Below are 24,367 nucleotides of genomic sequence, written 5' to 3' on the forward strand. Positions count from 1 at the left end.
CTTGTGTCGCGAAAGGGCCGCGTAGCGGCCCCCGACAATCTCCGCATCAAAGCCGAAATCCCGGGGCCGCTGCGCGGCCCAATCGCGACACAAGGCCGCCGCCACAGGGCGCATGTAGCCTGCTGAAGTCAGTGATGCTTGCGCGGCACCGGCTTGAGCAGTTCATCCGGCGGCATCTCGCACTTGATCTTGCGCCCCAGCAGCGCTTCGATCGCTGGCAGCTGATACGAGTCATCTTCACCGGCAAAGCTGATCGACACACCACTGGTGCCGGCACGGCCGGTACGGCCAATGCGGTGCACGTAGTCGTCAGGGTCTTCCGGCAGGGTGAAGTTGATCACGTGGCTGATGCCATCGATATGGATCCCGCGCCCGGCCACGTCGGTGGCCACCAGCACGGTGATGCGCCCTTCGCGGAAGCTCTCCAGGGTTCGGATGCGCTTGTGCTGCGGCACGTCGCCCGACAGCTGGGCGGCATTGATACCGTCGCGTACCAGCTTTTCCTCGATGCGCCGCACTTCGTCCTTGCGGTTGGCGAACACCATCACCCGTTCCCACTTGTTCTGGGTTACCAGGTTGTACAGCAGTTTGTACTTGTCGCTGCCGGCCACCGCATACACGTGCTGCTCCACCGTTTCGCTGGCCACGTTCTCCGGCTCGATCTCGACGATGGCAGGGTTGGTGGTCCACTGCTTGGCCAGGTTCATCACATCGTCGGTGAAGGTGGCGGAGAACAGCAGGGTCTGGCGCTCGCTTTTCGGCGGTGTCTGACGAATGATTTGGCGGACCTGGGGGATGAAGCCCATGTCGAGCATGCGGTCGGCTTCGTCAAGCACCATCACCTCGACCATGTCCAGGTGCACTTCGCCACGCTGGTTGAAGTCCAGCAGGCGGCCCGGGGTGGCCACCAGGATATCGCAGTGGCGCGCTTCCAGGGCTTTGAGCTGCTTGTCGAAGTCCATGCCACCGACGAAGCTCATCACGTTCAGGCCGGTGTACTTGGTCAGGGCAGCGGCGTCCTTGGCGATCTGCACCACCAGCTCGCGGGTGGGGGCGATGATCAGCGCGCGCGGCTCGCCCATGTAGCGCTCTTTAGGCGGTGGCGTCTGCTGCAACTGGGAAATGATCGAGATCAGGAAGGCGGCCGTCTTGCCGGTGCCCGTCTGGGCCCGGCCGATAGCGTCCTGGCCACGCAGGGTGTAACCCAGGACCTGCGCCTGGATTGGCGTGCAGTACGGGAAGCCCAGGTCGTGGATGGCGTGCATCAGCTCGTTGGACAGCTTGAAGTCGTGGAAGCGGGTTTTGCCTTCCTGTGGCTCGACCACGAAGTCCTCGGGCTTCCACAGGCTGGCCTGTGGCTTGGGCTTGCGTTCGCGGCGCGGTTTGTCCTTGGCCGGTTGTTCGGCAGGTGGCGTCGCGGCGGCAGGTTGCTCAGCCTTGGGGGCGGGGTTGGCATGGGGTGCGGCCGGTTTTGCCGCGGGCCGGGCTTCCGGCGTCACGCTGGCAGCAGGAGCGGCGGCTTGTGGCGCGGCCTCTCCCTTGCCGAATATTTTTCTGAGTGCTTTGAGCACGGTCGTCTCATCAACTGATTAAGGAATGTACGCCGGGCAGTGTAATGCAAGATCCGGGCGCGGCGTAGCGGAATACGCCCACAACTACAAGCGAGGTTGCCTATTGCAGCTGCTTGCTCAGCCAGTCGTGGATATCGTTCAGTTCTTCGACCACCACTTCGTGTTCCATCGGGTATTCGTACCAGCGGGCAGCGACGCCCCAGGTGTTCAGGTACTCGAAGGCGGTACGGCCCATGGACGGGATGACCACCGAGTCATGCACGCCATGCAGGCACAGGGCCGGGGTGCGTTGCTGGCAGGCACTCAACTGGTGCTGGTCATTGAAGGTGGGGGCATAGGTGGACAGGGCGATCACCCCGCCCAGTGCTTCCTGCCACTTTATATAGGCAGTGTGCAGCACCACCGCGCCGCCCTGGGAGAAGCCGGCCAGGAAGATCCGCGACAGGTTGATGCCTTTGGCCTGCTCGGCCTTGATCAGCGCAACCACCTGCTCGGCAGATTCTTCCAGCTGCGCTTCGTCGATGGCACGGGCCGGGGTCATGGCCTTGATGTCATACCAGCTGGGCATGGCATAGCCGCCGTTGATGGTCACGGGGCGGGTCGGTGCCTGGGGCATGATGAAGCGAGTGCTGAGCAAGCGCTCCTGCATGAATTCGGCCACAGGTAGGAAGTCGTAACGGTCGGCCCCCAGACCGTGCAACCAGATCACACAGGCGTCAGCGGTTTTCTGTGGTTCGAGAATCAGCGGGTTGGTCATGACTGCTCCGAAAGTGTGCGGGTCTTGTTATGGCGTGCGTGAAAAGAAAGCACCGGAAATGATTGTCGGAAAAAGAATGTCGCAACGATACAACTTTTCCTACTTGACGAGCGCTTAAACGCTACAGCCAGAAAATTTGGTACGCGGTTTGCAACTCAACCTGTGATGCAAAGGGCAGGCCGTGACGGTAACACCCTCTGCACGCGAAGGCTGTCACAGAACAGTCCATTGCGCCAATTGACCCAATAACAAGCCAATACGGGTCGGATACGCCTCAAAAGGGTGCGGTGCAATTCCGGCTCGATACAACAAGAGCGATTTGGAGGTTGTGAATGAAGATGTTGAAAACCACCCTGGCAGTCCTGACCGCTGCCGCCGCGCTGGGCGCCGTGAGCACTGCCCAGGCCGGCGCCACCTATGATGCGGTCAAGAAGAAGGGCTTCGTCCAGTGTGGCGTGAGCGACGGTCTTCCAGGCTTCTCGGTACCTGATGCGCAGGGCAAGATCGTCGGCATCGATGCCGATGTCTGCCGCGCCGTGGCCGCCGCCGTGTTCGGTGATGCCACCAAGGTCAAGTTCAGCCAGCTCAACGCCAAGGAACGCTTCACTGCCCTGCAGTCGGGCGAGGTCGACGTGCTGTCGCGCAACACCACCTGGACCAGCTCGCGCGATGCCGGCATGGGCCTGGTGTTCGCGGGTGTTACCTACTATGACGGCGTCGGCTTCCTGGTCAACAAGAAGCTTGGCGTTTCCAGCGCCAAAGAGCTCGATGGCGCGACCATCTGCATCCAGGCCGGCACCACCACCGAGCTGAACGTGTCGGACTTCTTCCGTGCCAATGGCCTGAAGTACACCCCGATTACCTTCGACACATCTGACGAGAGCGCCAAATCGCTGGAGTCTGGCCGTTGCGACGTGCTGACTTCGGACAAATCGCAGCTGTTCGCCCAGCGCTCCAAGTTGGCTGCGCCGACCGACTACGTGGTGTTGCCGGAAACCATCTCCAAGGAGCCACTGGGCCCGGTAGTGCGTAAAGGCGACGAGGAGTGGTTCAGCATCGTCAAGTGGACCCTGTTCGCCATGCTCAATGCCGAAGAAGCGGGCATCACTTCCAAGAACGTCGAGGCCGAGGCCAAGGCCACCAAGAACCCGGATGTCGCCCGACTGCTGGGTGCGGATGGCGAGTATGGCAAGGACCTCAAGCTGCCCAAAGACTGGGTAGTGCAGATCGTCAAGCAAGTGGGTAACTATGGCGAAGTGTTCGAGAAGAACCTGGGCCAGAGCACTGACTTGAAGATCGACCGTGGCATGAACGCCCTGTGGAACAACGGCGGCATCCAGTACGCGCCTCCCGTGCGCTGATGGCTGCATCCTGCGGCGGCATCCCGCCGCCGCAGGCTGTTCGAATCCCTACTGTCCGGGGCACTTCATGCAAAATCAAATCGGCGCACCCAAGGGCTTGTCCCTTAACGATCCGCGTGTGCGCGCGTGGCTGTTCCAGATCCTCACGATCGTCTTCGTGGTCGGCCTGGGCTGGTACCTGTTTCACAACACGCAAACCAACCTGCAACACCGGGGCATTACCTCGGGCTTCGACTTCCTCGACCGCAGTGCCGGCTTCGGTATCGCCCAGCACCTGATCCCCTATGTGGAATCCGACAGTTATGCGCGGGTGTTCGTCATCGGCCTGCTCAATACGCTGTTGGTGACCTTCATCGGCGTCATCCTGGCAACGATTCTGGGCTTCATCATTGGTGTAGCGCGCCTGTCACCGAACTGGATGATCAGCAAACTGGCAACCGTGTATGTGGAAACCTTCCGCAACATTCCGCCGTTGCTGCAGATTCTGTTCTGGTACTTCGCCGTGTTCCTGACCCTGCCGGGACCGCGGGGCAGCATCAACATCGACGACATGTTCTTCATCAGCAACCGCGGCCTGAACATGCCGGGTGCGTCGATGGCCGACGGTTTCTGGCCATTCGTGGTGGCCCTGGCAGTAGCGATTGTCGCGATCGTGCTGATGGTGCGCTTTGCCAACAAGCGCTTCGACGAGACCGGCGTGCCGTTCCACAAATTCTGGGTGGGCCTGGCGCTGTTCATCGCCATCCCAGGGCTGAGCGTGTTGCTGTTCGGCAGCCCGGTCAGCTGGGAAGTGCCGCAGCTCAAAGGCTTCAACTTTGTCGGTGGCTGGGTGCTGATCCCCGAGTTGCTGGCGCTGACCCTGGCGCTGACTATCTATACGGCAGCCTTCATCGCCGAGATCGTGCGTTCCGGCATCCGTTCGGTCAGCCATGGCCAGACCGAAGCCGCGCGCTCGCTGGGCCTGCGCGAGGGCCCGACCCTGCGCAAGGTGATCATCCCCCAGGCGCTGCGGGTGATCATTCCGCCGCTGACCAGCCAATACCTCAACCTGGCGAAGAACTCTTCGCTGGCGGCCGGTATCGGCTACCCGGAGATGGTCTCGCTGTTCGCCGGCACCGTGCTCAATCAGACCGGCCAGGCCATCGAGGTGATCGCCATCACCATGAGTGTCTATCTCGCCATCAGCATCAGCATTTCGCTGCTGATGAACTGGTACAACAAGCGCATTGCGCTGATCGAGCGGTGAGGATACGCCCGTGAATGCCCATGTTTTCAAACCCGATATGCCGCCACCGGTGAAAACCGTCGGCGTGCTCGCATGGATGCGTGCCAATCTGTTCTCCAGCTGGCTCAACACGCTGTTGACCCTGTTCGCCCTCTACCTGGTGTGGCTGATCGTGCCGCCGTTGCTGCAGTGGGCGTTGATCGATGCCAACTGGGTCGGCACCACGCGCGCCGATTGCACCAAGGAAGGCGCCTGCTGGGTGTTCGTGCAGCAGCGCTTTGGCCAGTTCATGTACGGCTATTACCCGACTGAGCTGCGCTGGCGTGTGGACCTGACCGTGTGGCTTGCCGTGCTCGGCGCCGCGCCGTTGTTCATCAAGCGTTTCCCGCGCAAAGCCTTCTATGGCCTGGGCTTCCTGGTGCTGTACCCGGTACTGGCCTATACCCTGCTGCACGGGGGGTACCTGGGCCTGGAAAGCGTACCGACCAGCCAGTGGGGCGGGTTGATGCTGACCCTGGTGATCGCCACCGTGGGCATCGTCGGCGCCTTGCCGCTGGGCATCCTGCTGGCACTGGGCCGGCGTTCGAGGATGCCGGCCGTGAAAGTGGTGTGCGTGACCTTCATCGAGTTCTGGCGGGGCGTACCGCTGATCACCGTGCTGTTTATGTCGTCGGTGATGCTGCCGTTGTTCCTGCCAGAAGGCATGAGCTTCGACAAGCTGCTGCGGGCGATGATTGGTGTGATCCTGTTCCAATCGGCGTACATCGCCGAGGTGGTGCGCGGCGGCCTGCAGGCCATCCCCAAGGGCCAGTACGAAGCCGCCGCGGCCATGGGCCTTGGCTACTGGCGCTCGATGGGGCTGGTGATCTTGCCGCAGGCGCTGAAGCTTGTGATCCCCGGCATCGTCAACACCTTCATTGCCCTGTTCAAGGACACCAGCCTGGTGATCATCATCGGCCTGTTCGATCTGCTCAACAGCGTCAAGCAAGCAGCCGCAGACCCCGCCTGGTTGGGCATGGCCACCGAGGGCTACGTGTTCGCCGCCCTGGTGTTCTGGATTTTCTGTTTCGGTATGTCCCGCTACTCCATGCATCTGGAGCGCAAGCTGGACACTGGCCACAAGCGTTAGGAGTTTCGAAATGAGTGAAGCGATCAAGCAGCCTGCTGGTCCCGAAGGCATCATCCAGATGCAGGGTGTGAACAAGTGGTACGGCCAGTTCCATGTGCTCAAGGACATCAACCTGAACGTGCGCCAAGGCGAGCGTATCGTGCTGTGCGGGCCGTCCGGCTCGGGCAAGTCCACCACCATCCGCTGCCTTAACCGCCTGGAAGAGCACCAGCAAGGGCGCATCGTGGTCGATGGCGTGGAGCTGACCAACGACCTCAAGCAGATCGAGGCCATTCGCCGCGAGGTGGGCATGGTGTTCCAGCATTTCAACCTGTTCCCGCACCTGAGCATCCTGGAGAACTGCACCCTGGCGCCAATGTGGGTGCGCAAGATGCCACGGCGCAAGGCCGAGGAAATTGCCATGCACTACCTGGAGCGTGTGCGGATTCCGGAGCAGGCACACAAGTACCCTGGTCAGTTGTCTGGCGGCCAGCAGCAGCGTGTGGCCATTGCCCGCGCGTTGTGCATGAAGCCCAAGATCATGCTGTTCGACGAACCGACCTCGGCACTGGACCCGGAAATGGTCAAGGAAGTGCTCGATACCATGGTGGGCCTGGCCGAGGATGGCATGACCATGCTCTGCGTGACCCACGAAATGGGCTTTGCCCGTACCGTGGCGAACCGGGTTATCTTCATGGACAAGGGCGAGATTGTGGAGCAGGCCGCGCCGGATGACTTCTTCGACCGGCCGCGCAGTGACCGGACCAAGTTGTTCCTCAGCCAGATCCTGCATTGATGCAGTAGCGGCTGCAGACTCGGCCAACTGTGGAGCGGCCTTGTGTCGCGATGGGCCGCAAAGCGGCCCCGGGCATATGCCCTGCGAAGCTGAAATTTTGGGGCCGCTAGGCGGCCCATCGCGACGCAAGGCCGCTCCCACAGGGTTGCGGAACGGCTTAAGGCCTCACCTTACTTTTCTTCTTGCGTTACAGCCGGCGCTGGCGGCGGCCGCAGCCCCACCTCGGCGATCAGCTTCAACTGCTGACCGTTGCGCATCACCTCGATGGTGATCTTCTCGTTAGGCTTGATCCGCGCTACCTGGTTCATCGACTTGCGCCCGTCGCCGGCCGGCTCGCCATTGATGCTCAGGATCACGTCACCCAGTTGCAGCCCGGCCTTGGCCGCTGGCCCTTCGCGGAAGATACCCGCCACCACGATGCCTGGGCGGTCCTTCATGCCGAACGACTCTGCCAGCTCCTGGCTCAGTGGCTGTACTTCGATACCCAGCCAGCCACGGATCACCTGGCCGTGTTCGACGATCGACTTCATCACCTCCAGTGCCAGTTTTACCGGGATGGCGAAGCCGATGCCCTGCGAGCCACCGGACTTGGAAAAGATCGCGGTATTGATGCCGATCAGGTTGCCATTGGCATCCACCAGCGCGCCACCGGAGTTGCCCGGGTTGATCGCCGCGTCGGTCTGGATGAAGTCTTCGTAGTTGTTCAGCCCCAGCTGGTTGCGGCCAGTGGCGCTGATGATGCCCATGGTCACCGTCTGGCCGACGCCGAACGGGTTGCCGATGGCCAGCGACACGTCGCCGATGTGAATGGTGTCGGAACGGCCGATGGTGATCGCCGGCAGGTTCTTCAAGTCGATCTTCAGCACCGCCAGGTCGGTTTCCGGATCGCTGCCGATCACGCGGGCCAGGGTTTCGCGGCCATCCTTCAGCGCTACGACGATCTGGTCGGCGCCGCTGGTGACATGGTTGTTGGTCAGCAGGTAGCCCTCTGGGCTCATGATTACCGCCGAACCCAGGCTTGATTCCCAGCGGCGCTGTTTGGGCAGGTTATCGCCGAAGAAGCGGCGGAACTGCGGGTCTTCGAACAGCGGGTGGGCGCTTTTGTTCACCACCTTGGTGGTGTACAGGTTGGCCACCGCCGGGGCGGCCAGGGTCACGGCGTCGGCGTACGACACCGGGCCTTGCATGATCCGCGTGGTCTGTGGCGCTTGCTGCAGGTTGACGTCCTGACTGGGCAGCCCGACCCATTGCGGAAAACGCTGGATGATCAGCATGGCGATCAGTATGCCGGTAAGCAGGGGCCAGCCGAAGTAACGCAAAGCCTTGAACATGAACGAATCCTGAAAAGAGCAGGGGCCAGCGGCCTGGCAGTGGGGCATGAGCGCGCGCGATCATACACCGGTTCCCCCAGTGACAGCGACGGCCCATAATGGCCGGCATTATACGGGCGTTCGTCAGGCGTTGTGCCCGAGAAAAGCGCAGTTTTCGAGGAGATTTTCATGGCCGTCGCTCTAAACACCCTGGTCGAGGAAGCCGAGCGTTACCTGGGCAGCGCGAAGATCCAGGATTATTGCCCAAATGGCCTGCAGGTCGAAGGCCGGCCGCAGGTCAGCCGCATTGTCAGTGGTGTTACCGCCAGCCAGGCATTGCTGGATGCCGCCGTCGAGGCCGAGGCCGATCTGGTGCTGGTGCACCATGGTTATTTCTGGAAGGGCGAGAACCCGTGCATCACCGGCATTCGCCAGCGTCGCCTGAAGACCTTGCTGAATAACGATATAAGCCTGTTGGCGTTTCACCTGCCCTTGGACGTGCACCTGGAAGTAGGCAACAACGTGCAGCTGGCGCGGCGACTGAAGATCACTGTCGAAGGGCCGCTTGACCCGGAAAATCCCAAGGTGGTCGGCCTGGTCGGTTCGTTGGCTGAGCCGATGACCGCGCGCGATTTTGCCCGCCGGGTGCAACAGGTGCTGGGGCGTGAGCCGTTGCTGGTCGAAGGCAATGAAATGATCCGCCGGGTGGGCTGGTGTACCGGCGGCGGCCAGGGCTATATCGACACGGCGATTGCTGCTGGGGTCGACCTGTACCTGACCGGCGAGGCGTCCGAGCAGACTTACCACAGTGCGCGCGAGAATGGCGTCAGCTTCATTGCTGCCGGGCACCATGCCACTGAACGCTACGGGGTGCAGGCGCTGGGCGATTACCTGGCACGACGGTTTGCCGTGGAGCACCTGTTCATCGATTGCCCGAATCCTATCTGATAGCGGTGTCGCCCCCTTCGTGGGTGAACCCGCTCCTACGCGCGGGCCTCGTAGGAGCGGGTTCACCCGCGAAGAGGGCGGCCCTGGTAGCCCAAACCCCCAGTCATATCGTTAGACTTTTTCGATCTAGCCAGCCTCCTAAATAGAAGCAGCCGCTGTGATAAAGTGGCTCGCTCGAACACGGCCCGCAGGCCGTCCATAAGATCGTTTTTCGTGAGTAGCCATGGTCGACAAACTGACGCACTTGAAACAGCTGGAGGCGGAGAGCATCCACATCATCCGCGAGGTGGCCGCCGAGTTCGACAACCCGGTGATGCTGTACTCGATCGGCAAGGACTCCGCCGTGATGCTGCACCTGGCGCGCAAGGCCTTTTTCCCGGGCAAGCTGCCGTTCCCGGTGATGCACGTCGACACCCAGTGGAAATTCCAGGAGATGTACAGCTTCCGCGACAAGATGGTCGAGGAAATGGGCCTGGAGCTGATCACCCACGTCAACCCTGAGGGTGTGGCGCAAGGCATCAACCCGTTCACCCATGGCAGTTCCAAGCACACCGACATCATGAAGACCCAGGGCCTGAAGCAGGCGCTGGACAAGCATGGTTTCGACGCTGCCTTCGGTGGTGCGCGCCGCGACGAAGAGAAGTCGCGGGCCAAGGAGCGTGTGTACTCGTTCCGTGACAGCAAGCACCGCTGGGACCCGAAGAACCAGCGCCCCGAGCTGTGGAACGTGTACAACGGCAAGGTCAACAAGGGCGAGTCGATCCGCGTCTTCCCGCTGTCGAACTGGACCGAACTGGACATCTGGCAGTACATCTACCTTGAAGGCATCCCGATCGTGCCGCTGTACTTCGCCGCCGAGCGTGAAGTCATCGAGAAGAACGGCACCCTGATCATGATCGACGACGAACGCATCCTCGAGCACCTCTCTGAGGAAGAGAAAGCCCGCATCGTCAAGAAGAAGGTGCGTTTCCGTACCCTCGGCTGCTACCCGCTGACGGGCGCTGTCGAGTCGGAAGCCGAGACGCTCACCGACATCATTCAGGAAATGCTCCTGACGCGCACTTCCGAGCGCCAGGGCCGGGTCATCGACCACGATGGCGCCGGTTCCATGGAAGACAAAAAACGTCAGGGCTACTTCTAATTTTCAGGGTTACTCCATGTCGCACCAATCCGATTTGATCAGCGAAGATATCCTCGCTTATCTGGCTCAGCACGAGCGTAAAGAACTGCTGCGTTTCCTCACCTGCGGCAACGTGGATGACGGCAAGAGCACCCTGATCGGGCGCCTGCTGCACGACTCCAAGATGATCTACGAGGACCACCTCGAGGCCATCACCCGTGATTCGAAGAAAGTCGGCACCACCGGCGAAGAAGTCGACCTGGCGCTGCTGGTAGATGGCCTGCAGGCCGAGCGCGAGCAGGGCATCACCATCGATGTCGCCTACCGCTACTTCTCCACCGCCAAGCGCAAGTTCATCATCGCCGACACCCCGGGCCATGAGCAGTACACCCGCAACATGGCCACCGGTGCGTCCACCTGCGACCTGGCGATCATCCTGGTCGATGCCCGCTATGGCGTGCAGACCCAGACCCGCCGCCACAGCTACATCGCGTCGTTGCTGGGTATCAAGCACATCGTGGTCGCGGTCAACAAGATGGACCTGAAGGGCTTCGATGAAGGCGTCTTCGAGTCGATCAAGGCCGACTACCTGAAGTTCGCCGAAGCCATCAACCTGACCCCGAGCAGCCTGCACTTCGTACCGATGTCGGCGCTCAAGGGTGACAACGTGGTCAACCACAGCGAGCAATCGCCGTGGTACGCCGGCCCGACGCTGATGGAAATCCTCGAAACCGTCGAGGTTTCGGCCGACCGCAACTTCACCGACCTGCGTTTCCCGGTGCAGTACGTCAACCGTCCCAACCTGAACTTCCGCGGCTTCGCGGGCACCATCGCCAGTGGCGTGGTGCACAAAGGTGACGAGATTGTCGTGCTGCCGTCTGGCAAGAGCAGCCGGGTCAAGTCCATCGTCACCTACGAAGGTGAACTGGAAAACGCCGGCCCAGGCCAGGCCGTGACCCTGACCATGGAAGACGAGATCGACATCTCCCGTGGCGACCTGCTGGTACATGCCGACAACGTCCCGCCGGTCACCGACCAGTTCGACGCCATGCTGGTGTGGATGGCCGAGGAGCCGATGCTCCCGGGCAAGAAATACGACATCAAGCGTGCCACCAGCTACGTGCCAGGTTCGATTGCCAGCATCACCCACAAGGTCGATGTGAACACCCTGGAGCAGGGCGCTGCCAGCGCGCTGCAGCTGAACGAGATCGGCCGCGTCAAGGTAGCCCTGGACACCTCGATCGCCCTCGACGGTTACGACAGCAACCGCACCACCGGTGCGTTCATCGTCATCGACCGCCTGACCAACGGCACCGTTGGCGCCGGCATGATCATCGCCCCGCCCGTGTTGCCACACGGCAGCACCGGCCATCATGGCAAGCAGGCCCATGTGTCCACCGAAGAGCGCGCCCTGCGCTTCGGTCAGCAGCCAGCCACCGTGCTGTTCAGCGGCCTGTCGGGTGCTGGCAAGAGCACCTTGGCCTATGCCGTGGAGCGCAAGCTGTTCGACATGGGCCGTGCGGTGTACGTGCTCGACGGCCAGAACCTGCGTCACGACCTGAACAAGGGCCTGCCACAGGACCGCGCTGGCCGTACCGAGAACTGGCGCCGCGCCGCCCATGTGGCGCGCCAGTTCAACGAAGCCGGCATGCTCACCCTGGCTGCGTTCGTGGCCCCGGATGCCGAAGGCCGCGAACAGGCCAAGGCGCTGATCGGCAAGGAACGCCTGGTGACCGTTTACGTCCAGGCCTCGCCGCTGGTTTGCCGCGAGCGTGACCCGCAAGGCCTGTACGCTGCCGGTGGCGACAACATCCCGGGTGAGAGCTTCCCGTTCGATGTGCCGCTGGATGCTGATCTTGTGATCGACACCCAGGCCACCAGCGTGGACGAAGGCGTTAAACAGGTGCTGGACGTGCTGCGTCAGCGTGGCGCGATCTAAGCGCTAGCCTGCAGGGAAAACCCCGCTTCGGCGGGGTTTTTTCTATTGCTCAGTTCGGGTGAAAAGGCCCTCAGAGTTCAGGGCCTTGCTCGTGTTAGCTGGGCTTGAAACCGTCTTTACCGTTGGCTAGCCGCCATTGCTTGACTATTTCTAGTACTTTTTCAGGTTTACCATTTTCCTTTGGGTTTGGTCTGTACAAAAGATCGTAGCCTGAGGGGTGTTCAGTGATTTTTGAAAAATGATCAAGAAGTCCCCCCAGTACATGATCGGGTTCTTCCAAGTTGGCTCTGTGGATTTCAATTATGAGTGCCAAGAATTCGTTTTCGGTATAGTCAGAAAGTTTGGTTTTTTCACTCATGGTTTTGTTCCGTAGTGAATGCTGTTGTGCGATAGCGGTGTGACAATACGAATGTTATCCATGTCATAAACGCCGCCCCCTTCACTGATCGGGGTTACATGATGAAGTATAAAGGTCTTTTGGCTCAGGTGGCTGTCTGGGAAATCGACTATCGGTGAGTAGCCGTTTTTTCTCATCCGACTCAGGCTCATTTCATCAAATTGCTTTGAAAGCTCAGGATCATTAGCCACCGCTTTCCAGAACTGTCGCCGGAATGCGTCAAAATTTCTGAATTCCCTACTTTTAAGAAGTTCTGCAATTTGCGCAGGAATCGGAGCACCCTCAAGGCTGGCTGCCTCCTTTCGCCATGTATCTGACACCTGTGCACCATGTCCGGTCGATGTTCCTGCCTCGTATCGCGGGCTCTTGAACACCACCAGAATAGGCGGTAATCCGGAGTCCATGGGGAAGGTGATGATCAGCCGTTCCTGGTCCAGCAGATCAAGCGCGGGGTAACCCTCCTGCTCGGTGACGACAGGGTTCAGGCTGCTGCCGGTGTACACGACGGTACCAGGCGGGACTAGCGGTAGGCTGGTGGAGTTTCCCTCATCGCCACCCGGCGCGCTGGCGGGTGTCCAGGTCAGAATCCGTTGCGGATTATCCAGCGCCAGGCTGTAGACCTGCCGCTCGCTGTCGAACGTTGCTGCGCGTACCGCCACCGGCTTGCCACTCGGCACCACGTAGAGATCCAGTTCGTTTTCGTTCTCAACCCCCGCCAGAAGGTAGGGCAGGTCGATGCTGGTCGAGGATGCCGCCAAGGCAGCAAGGTCAGGCCCACCGGCAGGGCTAAGGCTGTCGAGTGGGGTGCTGATGAGGTACTGGCGTTCACTGTTGCCCAGCGTTGATGGCCAGGCCATCGCAAGGGTGCCTACTGCGAGCGAAGGGACAGTCGTAGCAACAAGCCGGGTAAGTGCCGCTGCGATCGATTCAGCCAAGGCAGAGTAAGCCGCTTCGGCTACGGCAAAAGTGGTAGCCCCAATCGGGATTACGGCAGGTGTGGATACCGCTAGCCGCGCTTCATTGATATAGGAGACACTACGCCGCAAAGCCTCTTGCCTTTGGCGCTCGGCTTCAGCAGCCAAGCGTTCGGCTTCGGCCTGCTGGCGTGCAGCTTCTTCCTGTGCAGCGAGTTGAGCCTGGAGGTTTTCCACTTCAGCCGCGCGCTGCATCAGGTTCTGCGTGGCACCTGCATATACCCCCAGGAATCTGATCGATTCGGTTAGCGCCAGTGCCAGGTGGTATTCCTGCCAGCGTGGGCCAGCCCGGCGCAACCGTTGCTCATCTACAAGGTGCAAAAGCCCTTCAAGTTGTGGTTTCGACAGGGGGCTGTTGATGCGCGGGTTTTGATCTTGATAGGGGGGAATTTGCGACTGCTTGGCCTGCACCAAGGCGGCAGCAGTTGCCAGGTAGGTACTGAAGGTTTGGACAAGCGTGAGCGTGTCGTCAATGACGGTTTGACCCAGCTCATGCTGAAGGACGTTGGGTAAACAATCGAAATGTATTTGTCGCTCTGTGTGGATCTGCGCTGTTCTACGCGCAATCACCTGCAACAAATCCAGCGGTTGCTGGCTGAGTTCTTCCTGATCTACCTGGCTTGCCAGTGCTCGAAGTTCGTCAGCCAATGCTTGGTGCTTCTGAGCTTCCAGGTGTAAACGGTACGTACCCTCCCAGGACTTCTGCAGCCTTGTGGCCCATTCCACGCCTAATTCCTGGCCTGTTGTTGCTGCGAAGAAACCCGGGTCTAGAAACCGGCTCATCATTGAGTCGCCCCGCTTGTAGAATGCGGGTACGCCAAAGTAGTTGTTGGCGTCGGGTAAAATCTGCAGATAACCATCACGAATCTGGCTGATGCGCGACGACAGGATTTGTTGCTCTGTTACGAATGGTGATGCCGCGCCGTTTGTACTGCTCGCCTCGGCTTTGATCTGGGCTTTTAGTGCATTTATAGTTTCAGGAAGCTGGTTTGTTTCATGAGCATACTTATCTGAATAGTCCTTTTCGATGATTTGAAATTCTTCTGTCAGCACCCTACGCGTGGAAATAACCCGAGCAATATCATTTTTGGTTGGGCTGGTGCCGCGTGGATAACCATCGCTTAGCCCCCAGCCACCTGAGCCCGGCCCACCGCCACCGATAAAACTCAGTTCAATACCTGTAGGTGCTTGCGCACTGATGTATAGCGCCTCATCGAGATAATACGTATTGTCCCGTGCCATGTAGGTTCTCCTGATCACTACATGGGCTAGGTTTACGTATATCGAATTTGCGGTATGTCAGCTGCAGCCTGTCAATCAGTAGGAAGCTTCGTGTTGCTCGGAAAGATCCGTCTCAGATATGTTTCTCCGACACCGGTATCACCCGTCTTTCCTTCACCGCTTTGTACGAAAAACTCGAATAGATCTCCTTCACCCCCGGCAACCGCTGCAGCACTTCCCGGGTAAATTCGCCAAACGACTCCAGGTCCCGTGCCAGGATCTCCAGCAGAAAGTCATAGCGGCCGGAGATGTTGTGGCAGGCGACGATCTCGGGGATTTCCATCAGGCGCTGTTCAAACGCCAGCGCCATGTCCTTGGTGTGCGAGTCCATCATGATGCTGACGAACGCGGTCACACCAAACCCCAGCGACTTGGGCGAGAGGATGGCCTGGTAGCCGGTGATGTAGCCGTTTTCCTCCAGTAACTTGACCCGTCGCCAGCAGGGCGAGGTAGTCAGTGCCACCTGGTCGGCGAGTTCGGCAACGGTGAGACGGGCATTGTCCTGCAAGGCGGCGAGCAGGGCGCGGTCGGTGCGGTCGAGGCTTGAAGGCATTTTTTGCCCTCCTGGTCCGTTGATTATTGTTTTTGTTCCAGCAAGCACGTGTATGCGTAGGCTATTTTGGAAAAAATCGGGCAGCTCGGTGGCATAAGCTTATAGCAAACCACAAGAGGCTGTTGCCATGCGCGACTCCCACCACAACACCGGTTTTTCCACGCGGGCCATTCATCATGGCTATGACCCGCTTTCCCATGGTGGCGCCCTGGTGCCACCGGTGTATCAAACGGCTACCTATGCCTTTCCCACTGTCGAGTACGGTGCTGCCTGCTTCGCCGGGGAGGAGCCTGGGCATTTCTACAGCCGCATTTCCAACCCCACGCTGGCCTTGCTGGAGCAGCGCATGGCTTCGCTGGAGGGCGGTGAAGCGGGGTTGGCGTTGGCCTCGGGGATGGGCGCGATTACCTCAACCCTCTGGACCCTGCTAAGGCCTGGCGATGAGCTGATTGTCGGGCGCACCTTGTATGGCTGTACCTTCGCTTTTCTGCACCACGGTATTGGTGAGTTCGGGGTGAAAGTTCGCCATGTCGATCTCAACGATGCCAAGGCCCTGAAAGCGGCGATCAGCAGTAAAACACGGATGATCTACTTCGAAACACCGGCCAACCCCAACATGCAACTTGTGGATATTGCGGCGGTTGTGGAGGCGGTGCGGGGGCATGATGTGCATGTGGTGGTCGATAACACCTACTGTACGCCGTACCTGCAGCGGCCACTGGAGCTGGGGGCGGACCTGGTGGTGCACTCGGCAACCAAGTACCTCAGTGGGCATGGCGATATCACTGCCGGGTTGGTGGTGGGGTGCAAGGCGTTGGTCGACCGTATCCGCCTGGAAGGGCTGAAGGATATGACCGGCGCGGTGCTGTCACCGCATGACGCGGCGTTGCTGATGCGCGGTATCAAGACCCTGGCCCTGCGCATGGACCGGCATTGCGCCAATGCCCAGCAGGTGGCCGAGTTTCTCGCTCGGCAGCCGCAGGTGGAATTGATTCATTACCCGGGGCTACCGTCTTTTGCCCAGTACGCGTTGGCCCAGCGACAGATGCGTTTGCCTGGCGGGATGATTGCGTTTGAGCTCAAGGGTGGCATTGAGGCGGGGCGGCGCTTCATGAATGCGCTGCAGCTCTTTGCCCGGGCGGTGAGCCTGGGGGATGCCGAGTCGCTGGCGCAGCATCCGGCGAGCATGACGCATTCCAGCTATACGCCGCAGGAGCGGGCGCATCACGGGATATCGGAGGGGTTGGTGCGTCTGTCGGTGGGGCTGGAGGATGTGGAGGACCTGCTGGCAGATGTCGAACAGGCATTGCAGGCCTGCTGCTAGGTTGCCTGCACTGGCCCCTTCGCGGGCACGCCCGCACAGGTTCAGCGCACGCTCTGAAGCCCGCGCGGCCCCTGTAGGCGCGGGTTCACCCGCGAAGAGGCCGGCATAGGCAGCATCCACAAAAAAGGCCTCTTGCGAGGCCTTTTGCATGTTCAGCAGATCAACGCTTGAGCCCGTAGCTCTCATCCAGCATGCCCGGCGAGTTAGGCACTTTCGGCGCATAGTCGCGCGGCACTTCGGCGGTGTCTTTAGGTGGGGTCAGGCGGTCACGCGGGCCTTGCGGTGCATCGGAGTGCAGCGCAGCCAGCAGGCGTTGGCGGGTGACGTCATCGAGGGCCAGGCTGTTGGCGCCTTCAGCCAGGTGATCCTGTACGTCCTGATAGCTCTGGGTCAGTTTCTTGACCAGCATGGCGGTGCTGTTGAAGTGGGTGACCACTTCGTTCTGGTAGCTGTCGAAGCGCTTCTGGATGTCATCCAGTTGACGCTGGGTGTTGCTCGGGGCCGCATTGGGCAGCAGGCGGGCAACAATGAAACCGACTGCCACACCGATGACCAGGGCCAGGGTTGGCAACAACCAAACAAGGAGCGAGAGTTCCACGAGTCCTTCCTCTATAAACGGCTTTGCTTTACGTTAACGGCTCAGACCTGCGCTGTATACCGCGAGCGATCGCAAATCAGAACAGAATTTCACACCTAGACGAATCGACCCTTCTCGAGGTCACGGAGTAGTGCCTTGCTTGTCCGCGAAACCCCCTTGTTCATCGATGGCCCCAGCGGCCAGCTGGAAGCGTTGTACCTGGACGTGGCGCAAGCCCGTGGCGCGGTGCTGATCTGCCACCCTAACCCGGTCCAGGGCGGCACCATGCTCAACAAGGTTGTCTCGACCCTGCAGCGCACTGCACGTGATGCCGGTTATGTGACCCTGCGTTTCAACTACCGTGGCGTCGGCCAGAGCGCCGGCAGCCACGACATGGGCGCTGGCGAAGTGGCCGATGCCGAGGCCGCTGCAGCATGGCTGCGCGCCAGGCACCCCGGGCTACCGCTGGTGCTGATGGGCTTTTCGTTCGGTGGTTTCGTTGCCACCAGCCTGGCCGGGCGCCTTGAAACGGCAGGCGTCGAGTTGCAGCACCTGTTCATGATCGCCCCGGCGGTCATGCGCCTGACCGCCGAATTCCCGCTGCCGCAGCGCTGCCCGCTCACCGTGGTGCAGCCGGACGCCGATGAAGTCGTCGCGCCGCAGCTGGTTTACGAATGGTCCGACAGCCTGTCGCGTCCCCATGAGCTGCTGAAAGTGGCAGAATGCGGACACTTCTTCCATGGCAAGCTGACCGATCTGAAGGATCTGCTGCTGCCGCGCCTTTCGAACTGAGCCAAGCCTGAATAAGCGAACACCCATGACCACGCGCATTCTTACCGGTATCACCACCACCGGCACTCCGCACCTGGGCAACTACGCCGGCGCCATCCGCCCGGCGATCCGTGCCAGCCAGCAGCCCGGTGTCGACTCGTTCTACTTCCTGGCCGACTACCACGCCCTGATCAAGTGCGACGACCCGCTGCGCATCCAGCGCTCGCGCCTGGAAATCGCCGCCACCTGGCTGGCCGGTGGCCTGGACCCGGACAAGGTGACCTTCTATCGCCAGTCCGACATCCCGGAAATCCCCGAGCTGACCTGGCTGCTGACCTGCGTTGCTGCCAAAGGCCTGCTGAACCGTGCGCATGCCTACAAGGCCTCGGTGGACAAGAACGTCGAGAACGGCGAAGACCCGGACGCCGGCGTGACGATGGGCCTGTTCAGCTACCCGGTGCTGATGGCCGCCGATATCCTGATGTTCAACGCCAACAAGGTGCCGGTCGGTCGTGACCAGATCCAGCACGTGGAAATGGCCCGCGATATCGGCCAGCGCTTCAACCACCTGTTCGGCCAGGGCAAGGACTTCTTCGCCTTGCCGGAGGCTGTGATCGAAGAAAGCGTGGCGACCCTGCCGGGCCTGGACGGGCGCAAGATGTCCAAGAGCTATGACAACACCATCCCGTTGTTCACCAGCGCCAAGGACATGAAAGACGCCATCTCGCGCATCGTCACCGATTCGCGCGCGCCCGGTGAGGCGAAAGACCCGGACAACGCGCACCTGTTCACCCTGTACCAGGCCTTCTCGACGCCTGAGCAGTGCGCCGGTTTCCGCGAAGAGCTGCTGCAGGGCCTGGGCTGGGGCGACGCCAAACAGCGCCTGTTCCAGCTGCTGGACGGCCAACTGGCCGAGAAGCGCGAGTACTATCACCAGCTGATCGCCCGGCCGGCGGACCTGGAAGACATCCTGCTGGCCGGCGCTGCCAAGGCCCGCAAGATCGCCACGCCGTTCCTCGAGCAGTTGCGCGAGGCCGTTGGCCTGCGTTCGTTCCGCAGCAGCGTGCAGGCCACCGCCGAAGTGAAGAAAAAAGCCACCAAGAGCGCGCGTTTTGTCAGCTTCCGTGATGAAGACGGCAGCTTCCGCTTCCGCCTGCTGGCCGCTGATGGCGAGCAACTGCTGTTGTCGCGCAGCTTCGCCGACGGCAAGAGTGCCGGCGCCGTGAGCAAGCAGCTGCAGCAAGGTGGCGAGGTTAATGTGCGCGTCGAAGGCCTGAGCTTCGGCCTGTGGCTCAATGGCGAGCAGGTTGCCGACGGGCCGCAGTTCGACAGCGTCGAAGCCCGTGATGCTGCCATTCAGAGCCTGAACGAAGCCTTGGCGCCTCAGCAGGACTGAGGCTGCCAAACGGTGGGAGCGGGCGTGCCCGCGAAACAGGCGCCGCGGTGCATGGCACCGGCTTTGCCGGTGTTCGCGGGCACGCCCGCTCCCACAGACTGATTGCCATTAAGCGGGCCTGTCGCTACAGTGACGGCCCGTTTTTTGTTGCCTCGCTAACGAATCATGACTCCCTTAGAACGCTATCAAGCAGATCTGAAACGTCCCGACTTCTTCCATGACGCGGCGCAGGAAACTGCGGTGCGTCACCTCCAGCGCTTGTACGACGACCTGGTGCACGCGCAGAACAACAAGCCGGGCGTGTTCGGCAAGCTGTTCGGCAAGAAGGAGCAGACCCCGGTCAAGGGCCTGTACTTCTGGGGTGGGGTGGGGCGAGGCAAGACCTACCTGGTTGATACCTTCTACGAAGCGCTGCCGTTCAAGCAGAAGATGCGTACGCACTTCCACCGCTTCATGAAGCGTGTGCACGAGGAGATGAAAACCCTCAAGGGCGAGAAGAACCCGCTGACCCTCATTGCCAAGCGCTTCAGCGAAGAAGCCAAGGTGATCTGCTTCGACGAATTCTTCGTGTCGGACATTACCGACGCCATGATCCTCGGCACCTTGATGGAAGAGCTGTTCAAGAATGGCGTGTCGCTGGTGGCCACCTCCAACATCGTGCCGGACGGCCTCTACAAGGACGGCCTGCAGCGTGCACGCTTCCTGCCGGCCATTGCCATGATCAAGCAGTACACCGACGTGGTGAACGTCGATAGCGGGGTCGACTACCGTCTGCGTCACCTGGAGCAGGCTGAACTGTTCCACTTCCCACTCGATGACGCGGCGCACCAGAGCATGCGCGCCAGCTTCAAGGCGCTCACCCCTGAGTGCACCCAGGCGATCGAAAACGACGTGCTGATGATCGAGAACCGCCCGATCAATGCCCTGCGTACTTGCGACGACGTCGCCTGGTTTGACTTCCGCGCCCTGTGCGACGGGCCGCGCAGCCAGAACGACTACATTGAGCTGGGCAAGATCTTCCACGCCGTATTGCTGAGCAACGTGGAGCAGATGGGCGTCACCACCGACGACATCGCCCGTCGTTTCATCAACATGGTGGACGAGTTCTACGATCGCAACGTCAAGCTGATCATCTCGGCCGAGGTGGAGTTGAAGGACCTGTATACCGGTGGGCGTCTGAGCTTCGAGTTCCAGCGTACCCTGAGCCGGTTGCTGGAGATGCAATCGCACGAATTCCTGGCGCGCGCACACAAGCCCTGACGGCAGCGGCAAGCGTCAGGCGACAAGGAAAGTTCAGGGCAATGCGCGATCCGCTCTGGTTTTTCCTTGTCGCTTCAAGCTCGAAACCTGCCGCTCTGGAAGCCTTTCAGGCTTCCTGCATGAACTGCTGCCGATACTGGTTCGGCGACAACTCGGTGTGTTGGCGGAACAGCCGCGCAAAGAAACTGGCATCGTCATACCCCACCTCGTAACTGATGGTCTTGATGCTCTTGCGCGTACTCGACAACAACCCCTTGGCTGTCTCGATGCGTAACCGTTGCAGGTAATGCAGCGGCTTGTCACCCGTTGCGCCCTGGAAGCGACGCATGAAGTTGCGGATGCTCATGCCGTGGTTGCGGGCCACATCCTCGAAGCGGAACTTGTCGGCGAAGTGTTCCTCCAGCCAGTGCTGGATCTGCAGGATGATCAGGTCCTGGTGCAGCTTCTGTCCGCCAAAGCCCATGCGCCCCGGGGTGTAGTTGCGTTGCACTTCGTAGAGGATATCGCGGGACACTGCACGGGCCACGTTGGCACCGCAGAAGCGTTCGATCAGGTAGATGTACAGGTCGCAGGCCGAGGTTGCACCGCCGGCGCAATAGATATTGTCGGCATCGGTCAGGTGCTTGTCCTGGTTCAGGCGAATCTTCGGGAAGCGTTCGGCAAAGCTGTTGAAGAAGCGCCAGTAGGTGGTCGCTTCCTTGCCATCGAGCAGGCCGGATTCGGCCAGCCAGAACACACCACTGGCCTCGGCGCACAGCACCGCGCCACGCGCGTGCTGTTCACGCAGCCACGGCAGCACCTGTGGGTAACGCTGCAGCAAGTTGTCGAAATCATCCCAGTAGGCCGGGAGGATGATCACATCGGCGTCGTCCAGGCCGCCGTCAACCGGTAACTGCACATTGCTGAAGCTGTCCACGGGCTGGCTGTCGGGGCTCACCAGGCGGATGTCGAACATGGGCTGCAAGCCCAGGCCCAGCTGCTTGCTATAGCGCAGGCTGGCGAGGTGGAAGAAGTCCTTGGCCTGCATCAAGGTCGAAGCGAACACCTTGTCAATGGCCAGGATGCTGACGCGCCGCAGCGACGCTGAGGGTTGGGTAAACATCATTGTCATTGTTCTTATAGGGTAGAGTGGTCAATCACCGGCTGGATCGTCTTATTTTTTGGCGATTGTGTCTACCCCATGTAACAGCGGCGCGAAGCGGGGCGCAGTGTTTGGCTCAAGGCGCCGGGTTGGGCTGCTCCTGATGAATGGCTTCGATCGCTGTCAGCAGATCGGCGCTCAGGTTCAGTTCAAGGCTGGCCAGGTTGCTGTCCAGCTGCTGCAGGCTGGTGGCACCTATGATGTTGCTGGTCACGAACGGCTGTCGGGTGACGAACGCCAGGGCCATTTGCGCCGGGTCCAGGCCGTGCTCGCGGGCCAGCTGCACGTAGCGGCTGCAGGCCGCCACGGTCTGTGGGTTGGAGTAACGGGCAAAGCGGCTGAACAGGGTCAGGCGTGCATTGTCCGGCCGTGCGCCGTTCTCGTACTTGCCCGAGAGCATGCCGAAGGCAAGCGGCGAATAGGCCAGCAGGCCACACTGCTCGCGTATGGCCACTTCTGCCAGGCCCACCTCGAAGCTGCGGTTGAGCAGGTTGTACGGGTTCTGGATCGATACCGCCCGCGGCCAGCCACGGCTCTCGGCCAGTTGCAGGAACTTCATGGTGCCCCACGGCGTTTCGTTGGACAGGCCGATGTGGCGGATCTTGCCCGCACGCACCTGCTCGCCGAGCACTTCGAGGGTTTCTTCCAGTGGGGTGAAGTGATCCTGCGGCAGGTGCTGGTAGCCCAGCTTGCCGAAGAAGTTGGTGCTGCGCTCTGGCCAGTGCAACTGGTACAGGTCGATGCGGTCGGTCTGCAGGCGTTTGAGGCTTTCGTCCAGCGCCGCGACGATGTGCTGACGGTTGTGCTTGAGCTGCCCGTCACGGATATGGCTGATGCCGTTGCCCGGGCCTGCAACCTTGCTGGCCAGGATCCACGCGTCGCGGTCGCCATGGTCACGGAACCAGTTGCCGATGATGCGCTCGGTGGCCGCGTAGGTCTCCGGGCGGGGAGGGACCGGGTACATCTCGGCGGTGTCGATGAAGTTGACCCCGGCGGCCTTGGCCCGGGCAATTTGCTCGTAGGCCTCGGCCTGGATGTTCTGCTCGCCCCAGGTCATGGTGCCCAGGCACAGGGCGCTGACGTTGAGGTCGGTACGGCCGAGCTGGCGGTATTCCATCGGTTAGTCACTCCTTGGCAATAGAAGCCAATCAAAGCAGGTTGAAATTTTTCGCGCAATCTGGATAATTCAGCCCCTCTCCGCGTGGCGGAAGTGATGCACCATCACGCAGGAAGAACCCCGTCGAACATTGGCGTGCCCGACCCGAGCCCCCAAAAGCGTCTGTGTTCGGCTGCGCGCTTGCCCTTGGCAAGCTGTGCACTATCCAGTAAGATTCGCCGTCTATTTTTCGCTGGGCGGCCTCTGAGGCTTTAGAGAATGAAAACTTTTACTGCTAAACCGGAAACAGTAAAGCGCGAGTGGTTCGTAGTCGACGCCGCTGGCCAGACCCTGGGTCGTCTGGCTACCGAAATCGCTACCCGTCTGCGTGGCAAACACAAACCAGAATACACCCCTCACGTTGACACCGGCGACTACATCGTCGTTATCAACGCCGAGCAGGTTCGTGTGACTGGTGCCAAGTCTTCCGACAAAATGTACTACTCCCACTCCGGTTTCCCAGGCGGTATCAAGGAAATCAACTTCGAGAAGTTGATCGCCAAGGCCCCTGAGCGTGTTATCGAAACTGCGGTCAAAGGCATGCTGCCTAAGAACCCGCTGGGTCGCGACATGTACCGCAAGCTGAAAGTGTACGCGGGTGCTGCTCACCCACACACTGCTCAGCAGCCTCAAGAACTGAAGATCTAACGGGATAGTTCATTATGTCGGCGACTCAAAATTACGGCACTGGCCGTCGCAAGACCGCAACCGCTCGCGTATTCCTGCGTCCGGGTACTGGTAACATTTCCATCAACAACCGTTCTCTGGACGTGTTCTTCGGTCGCGAAACCGCTCGCATGGTTGTTCGCCAGCCGCTCGAGCTGACTGAATCCGTTGAGAAATTCGACATCTACGTCACCGTTTCCGGTGGTGGTGTCAGCGGTCAGGCCGGTGCGATCCGTCACGGTATCACCCGCGCTCTGATGGAATACGACGAAACCCTGCGTGGCGCTCTGCGTCGTGCTGGCTACGTCACCCGCGACGCTCGTGAAGTTGAGCGTAAGAAAGTGGGTCTGCGTAAAGCGCGTAAGCGTCCTCAGTACTCCAAGCGTTAATACCGCTTCGGCAGTCGAAAAAAGCCCGGTTCCTTGGAACCGGGCTTTTTTTTTAGCCTTGAACTAACCTGTCAGCAGTCAGTGGCCGCTTGTCGCATAGACGTAGATCAAGCAAAGCGTGGGTTGTCGCCCTTGCCGGGGTAATCACCTTGTCAGTGTGTGGATTTGTTTCTTACCATGGCGGCCAATTTTTAGTGCCATTGACACAACCTAAGTACAGGCCAGGTCCAACTGGCCAAGCAAGCTGATGGGAGAGGACTGAATGAGCAATGACGGCGTCAACGCAGGCCGGCGCCGCTTCCTCGTAGCCGCGACATCCGTGGTCGGGGCGGCGGGGGCAGTGGGGG

At 60.6% G+C, this 24,367-nt stretch carries 23 protein-coding genes; 14 read left to right on the plus strand and 9 right to left on the minus strand.

Annotated features, from left to right (window positions below; all coding sequences use genetic code 11):
* Positions 1–128: 128 nt before the first annotated feature.
* Positions 129–1,571: an ATP-dependent RNA helicase RhlB gene (gene rhlB / locus AC3WLP_RS25320; protein WP_003251780.1), complete on the minus strand. Its 1,443-nt coding sequence runs from the start codon at positions 1,569–1,571 to the stop codon at positions 129–131.
* Positions 1,572–1,671: 100 nt separating this feature from the next.
* Positions 1,672–2,328 carry an alpha/beta hydrolase gene (locus tag AC3WLP_RS25325; RefSeq protein ID WP_004575112.1) on the minus strand — a complete coding sequence of 219 codons (657 nt, stop codon included), beginning with the start codon at positions 2,326–2,328 and terminating at the stop codon, positions 1,672–1,674.
* 332 nt (positions 2,329–2,660) lie between these two features.
* On the opposite strand from AC3WLP_RS25325, the gene AC3WLP_RS25330 reads away from it, so the two are divergent.
* The 4 genes from AC3WLP_RS25330 to AC3WLP_RS25345 all read left to right on the plus strand — a co-directional run bounded on the left by AC3WLP_RS25330 (position 2,661) and on the right by AC3WLP_RS25345 (position 6,818).
* Positions 2,661–3,689 (plus strand): amino acid ABC transporter substrate-binding protein, encoded by a 1,029-nt coding sequence (locus AC3WLP_RS25330; RefSeq protein WP_014859324.1) that lies wholly within the window; start codon positions 2,661–2,663, stop codon positions 3,687–3,689.
* A gap of 67 nt (positions 3,690–3,756) precedes the next feature.
* Positions 3,757–4,935, plus strand: coding sequence for an amino acid ABC transporter permease (locus AC3WLP_RS25335; protein ID WP_003251788.1), 1,179 nt, complete (start codon positions 3,757–3,759; stop codon positions 4,933–4,935).
* Positions 4,936–4,945: 10 nt separating this feature from the next.
* On the plus strand, positions 4,946–6,043 hold the full coding sequence (locus AC3WLP_RS25340; protein ID WP_014754392.1) for an amino acid ABC transporter permease: 1,098 nt from the start codon (positions 4,946–4,948) through the stop codon (positions 6,041–6,043).
* Positions 6,044–6,053: 10 nt separating this feature from the next.
* Positions 6,054–6,818, plus strand: a complete 765-nt coding sequence (locus AC3WLP_RS25345; protein WP_003251792.1) for an amino acid ABC transporter ATP-binding protein — start codon at positions 6,054–6,056, stop codon at positions 6,816–6,818.
* A 170-nt stretch (positions 6,819–6,988) separates the two neighbouring features.
* On the opposite strand, the gene algW is transcribed toward AC3WLP_RS25345, so the two are convergent.
* Positions 6,989–8,149 (minus strand): Do family serine endopeptidase AlgW, encoded by a 1,161-nt coding sequence (algW, locus tag AC3WLP_RS25350; protein WP_003251794.1) that lies wholly within the window; start codon positions 8,147–8,149, stop codon positions 6,989–6,991.
* Between the two features lie 168 nt (positions 8,150–8,317).
* On the opposite strand from algW, the gene AC3WLP_RS25355 reads away from it, so the two are divergent.
* From AC3WLP_RS25355 to cysN, 3 genes are all read left to right on the plus strand, one after another.
* A complete protein-coding gene (locus AC3WLP_RS25355; protein WP_012053662.1) occupies positions 8,318–9,076 on the plus strand; it encodes a Nif3-like dinuclear metal center hexameric protein in 759 nt (252 codons plus the stop codon).
* 223 nt (positions 9,077–9,299) lie between these two features.
* Positions 9,300–10,217 (plus strand): sulfate adenylyltransferase subunit CysD, encoded by a 918-nt coding sequence (gene cysD / locus AC3WLP_RS25360; RefSeq protein WP_003251799.1) that lies wholly within the window; start codon positions 9,300–9,302, stop codon positions 10,215–10,217.
* 16 nt (positions 10,218–10,233) lie between these two features.
* Positions 10,234–12,135: a sulfate adenylyltransferase subunit CysN gene (cysN, locus tag AC3WLP_RS25365; RefSeq protein WP_003251801.1), complete on the plus strand. Its 1,902-nt coding sequence runs from the start codon at positions 10,234–10,236 to the stop codon at positions 12,133–12,135.
* A gap of 94 nt (positions 12,136–12,229) precedes the next feature.
* On the opposite strand, the gene AC3WLP_RS25370 is transcribed toward cysN, so the two are convergent.
* The 3 genes from AC3WLP_RS25370 to AC3WLP_RS25380 all read right to left on the minus strand — a co-directional run bounded on the left by AC3WLP_RS25370 (position 12,230) and on the right by AC3WLP_RS25380 (position 15,340).
* Complete coding sequence (locus tag AC3WLP_RS25370) at positions 12,230–12,493, minus strand: bacteriocin immunity protein (protein WP_010952429.1); 264 nt, start codon at positions 12,491–12,493, stop codon at positions 12,230–12,232.
* A complete protein-coding gene (locus AC3WLP_RS25375; protein WP_014754390.1) occupies positions 12,490–14,748 on the minus strand; it encodes an S-type pyocin domain-containing protein in 2,259 nt (752 codons plus the stop codon). The genes AC3WLP_RS25370 and AC3WLP_RS25375 overlap by 4 nt, the downstream gene beginning before the upstream one ends.
* Positions 14,749–14,860: 112 nt before the next feature.
* Positions 14,861–15,340: an Lrp/AsnC family transcriptional regulator gene (locus tag AC3WLP_RS25380; RefSeq protein ID WP_003251803.1), complete on the minus strand. Its 480-nt coding sequence runs from the start codon at positions 15,338–15,340 to the stop codon at positions 14,861–14,863.
* 127 nt (positions 15,341–15,467) lie between these two features.
* On the opposite strand from AC3WLP_RS25380, the gene AC3WLP_RS25385 reads away from it, so the two are divergent.
* Complete coding sequence (locus AC3WLP_RS25385; protein WP_014859327.1) at positions 15,468–16,664, plus strand: methionine gamma-lyase; 1,197 nt, start codon at positions 15,468–15,470, stop codon at positions 16,662–16,664.
* A gap of 160 nt (positions 16,665–16,824) precedes the next feature.
* On the opposite strand, the gene AC3WLP_RS25390 is transcribed toward AC3WLP_RS25385, so the two are convergent.
* Positions 16,825–17,262, minus strand: a complete 438-nt coding sequence (locus AC3WLP_RS25390) for a Z-ring associated ZapG family protein (protein ID WP_003251807.1) — start codon at positions 17,260–17,262, stop codon at positions 16,825–16,827.
* Between the two features lie 135 nt (positions 17,263–17,397).
* Here AC3WLP_RS25390 and AC3WLP_RS25395 point away from each other — a divergent pair, with 135 nt between their 5' ends.
* From AC3WLP_RS25395 to zapE, 3 genes are all read left to right on the plus strand, one after another.
* Entirely contained in the window at positions 17,398–18,033 is a 636-nt protein-coding gene (locus AC3WLP_RS25395; RefSeq protein WP_004575116.1) for an alpha/beta hydrolase, read from the plus strand.
* A 25-nt stretch (positions 18,034–18,058) separates the two neighbouring features.
* Positions 18,059–19,408 carry a tryptophan--tRNA ligase gene (locus AC3WLP_RS25400; protein WP_088513326.1) on the plus strand — a complete coding sequence of 450 codons (1,350 nt, stop codon included), beginning with the start codon at positions 18,059–18,061 and terminating at the stop codon, positions 19,406–19,408.
* Positions 19,409–19,573: 165 nt separating this feature from the next.
* Positions 19,574–20,668, plus strand: a complete 1,095-nt coding sequence (gene zapE, locus AC3WLP_RS25405) for a cell division protein ZapE (protein WP_003251813.1) — start codon at positions 19,574–19,576, stop codon at positions 20,666–20,668.
* Between the two features lie 106 nt (positions 20,669–20,774).
* Here zapE and AC3WLP_RS25410 read toward each other — a convergent pair whose 3' ends face one another.
* Both AC3WLP_RS25410 and AC3WLP_RS25415 read right to left on the minus strand, forming a co-directional pair.
* A complete protein-coding gene (locus tag AC3WLP_RS25410) occupies positions 20,775–21,695 on the minus strand; it encodes a GlxA family transcriptional regulator (RefSeq protein ID WP_173881439.1) in 921 nt (306 codons plus the stop codon).
* A gap of 190 nt (positions 21,696–21,885) precedes the next feature.
* Positions 21,886–22,926: an NADP(H)-dependent aldo-keto reductase gene (locus tag AC3WLP_RS25415; RefSeq protein ID WP_088513327.1), complete on the minus strand. Its 1,041-nt coding sequence runs from the start codon at positions 22,924–22,926 to the stop codon at positions 21,886–21,888.
* A gap of 258 nt (positions 22,927–23,184) precedes the next feature.
* Between AC3WLP_RS25415 and rplM the strand changes: the two genes are divergently transcribed.
* The 3 genes from rplM to AC3WLP_RS25430 all read left to right on the plus strand — a co-directional run.
* On the plus strand, positions 23,185–23,613 hold the full coding sequence (gene rplM / locus AC3WLP_RS25420; RefSeq protein WP_003251819.1) for a 50S ribosomal protein L13: 429 nt from the start codon (positions 23,185–23,187) through the stop codon (positions 23,611–23,613).
* A gap of 14 nt (positions 23,614–23,627) precedes the next feature.
* Entirely contained in the window at positions 23,628–24,020 is a 393-nt protein-coding gene (gene rpsI / locus AC3WLP_RS25425; RefSeq protein WP_003251821.1) for a 30S ribosomal protein S9, read from the plus strand.
* Between the two features lie 262 nt (positions 24,021–24,282).
* Positions 24,283–24,367: ubiquinol-cytochrome c reductase iron-sulfur subunit N-terminal domain-containing protein (locus tag AC3WLP_RS25430; protein WP_305887937.1), on the plus strand; the 85-nt coding region annotated here is incomplete at its 3' end.

This window comes from Pseudomonas sp. FW305-E2 (assembly GCF_058782925.1).

Bases quoted from the DNA above. Each gene is read 5' to 3' on its own strand.
- AC3WLP_RS25325 (WP_004575112.1), bottom strand. From the start codon at position 2,328: ATGACCAACCCGCTGATTCTCGAACCACAGAAAACCGCTGACGCCTGT.
- AC3WLP_RS25330 (WP_014859324.1), top strand. From the start codon at position 2,661: ATGAAGATGTTGAAAACCACCCTGGCAGTCCTGACCGCTGCCGCCGCG.
- AC3WLP_RS25335 (WP_003251788.1), top strand. From the start codon at position 3,757: ATGCAAAATCAAATCGGCGCACCCAAGGGCTTGTCCCTTAACGATCCG.
- AC3WLP_RS25345 (WP_003251792.1), top strand. From the start codon at position 6,054: ATGAGTGAAGCGATCAAGCAGCCTGCTGGTCCCGAAGGCATCATCCAG.
- algW (WP_003251794.1), bottom strand. From the start codon at position 8,149: ATGTTCAAGGCTTTGCGTTACTTCGGCTGGCCCCTGCTTACCGGCATA.
- AC3WLP_RS25355 (WP_012053662.1), top strand. From the start codon at position 8,318: ATGGCCGTCGCTCTAAACACCCTGGTCGAGGAAGCCGAGCGTTACCTG.
- cysD (WP_003251799.1), top strand. From the start codon at position 9,300: ATGGTCGACAAACTGACGCACTTGAAACAGCTGGAGGCGGAGAGCATC.
- cysN (WP_003251801.1), top strand. From the start codon at position 10,234: ATGTCGCACCAATCCGATTTGATCAGCGAAGATATCCTCGCTTATCTG.
- AC3WLP_RS25370 (WP_010952429.1), bottom strand. From the start codon at position 12,493: ATGAGTGAAAAAACCAAACTTTCTGACTATACCGAAAACGAATTCTTG.
- AC3WLP_RS25375 (WP_014754390.1), bottom strand. From the start codon at position 14,748: ATGGCACGGGACAATACGTATTATCTCGATGAGGCGCTATACATCAGT.
- AC3WLP_RS25380 (WP_003251803.1), bottom strand. From the start codon at position 15,340: ATGCCTTCAAGCCTCGACCGCACCGACCGCGCCCTGCTCGCCGCCTTG.
- AC3WLP_RS25385 (WP_014859327.1), top strand. From the start codon at position 15,468: ATGCGCGACTCCCACCACAACACCGGTTTTTCCACGCGGGCCATTCAT.
- AC3WLP_RS25400 (WP_088513326.1), top strand. From the start codon at position 18,059: ATGACCACGCGCATTCTTACCGGTATCACCACCACCGGCACTCCGCAC.
- zapE (WP_003251813.1), top strand. From the start codon at position 19,574: ATGACTCCCTTAGAACGCTATCAAGCAGATCTGAAACGTCCCGACTTC.
- AC3WLP_RS25410 (WP_173881439.1), bottom strand. From the start codon at position 21,695: ATGCAGGCCAAGGACTTCTTCCACCTCGCCAGCCTGCGCTATAGCAAG.
- AC3WLP_RS25415 (WP_088513327.1), bottom strand. From the start codon at position 22,926: ATGGAATACCGCCAGCTCGGCCGTACCGACCTCAACGTCAGCGCCCTG.
- rplM (WP_003251819.1), top strand. From the start codon at position 23,185: ATGAAAACTTTTACTGCTAAACCGGAAACAGTAAAGCGCGAGTGGTTC.
- rpsI (WP_003251821.1), top strand. From the start codon at position 23,628: ATGTCGGCGACTCAAAATTACGGCACTGGCCGTCGCAAGACCGCAACC.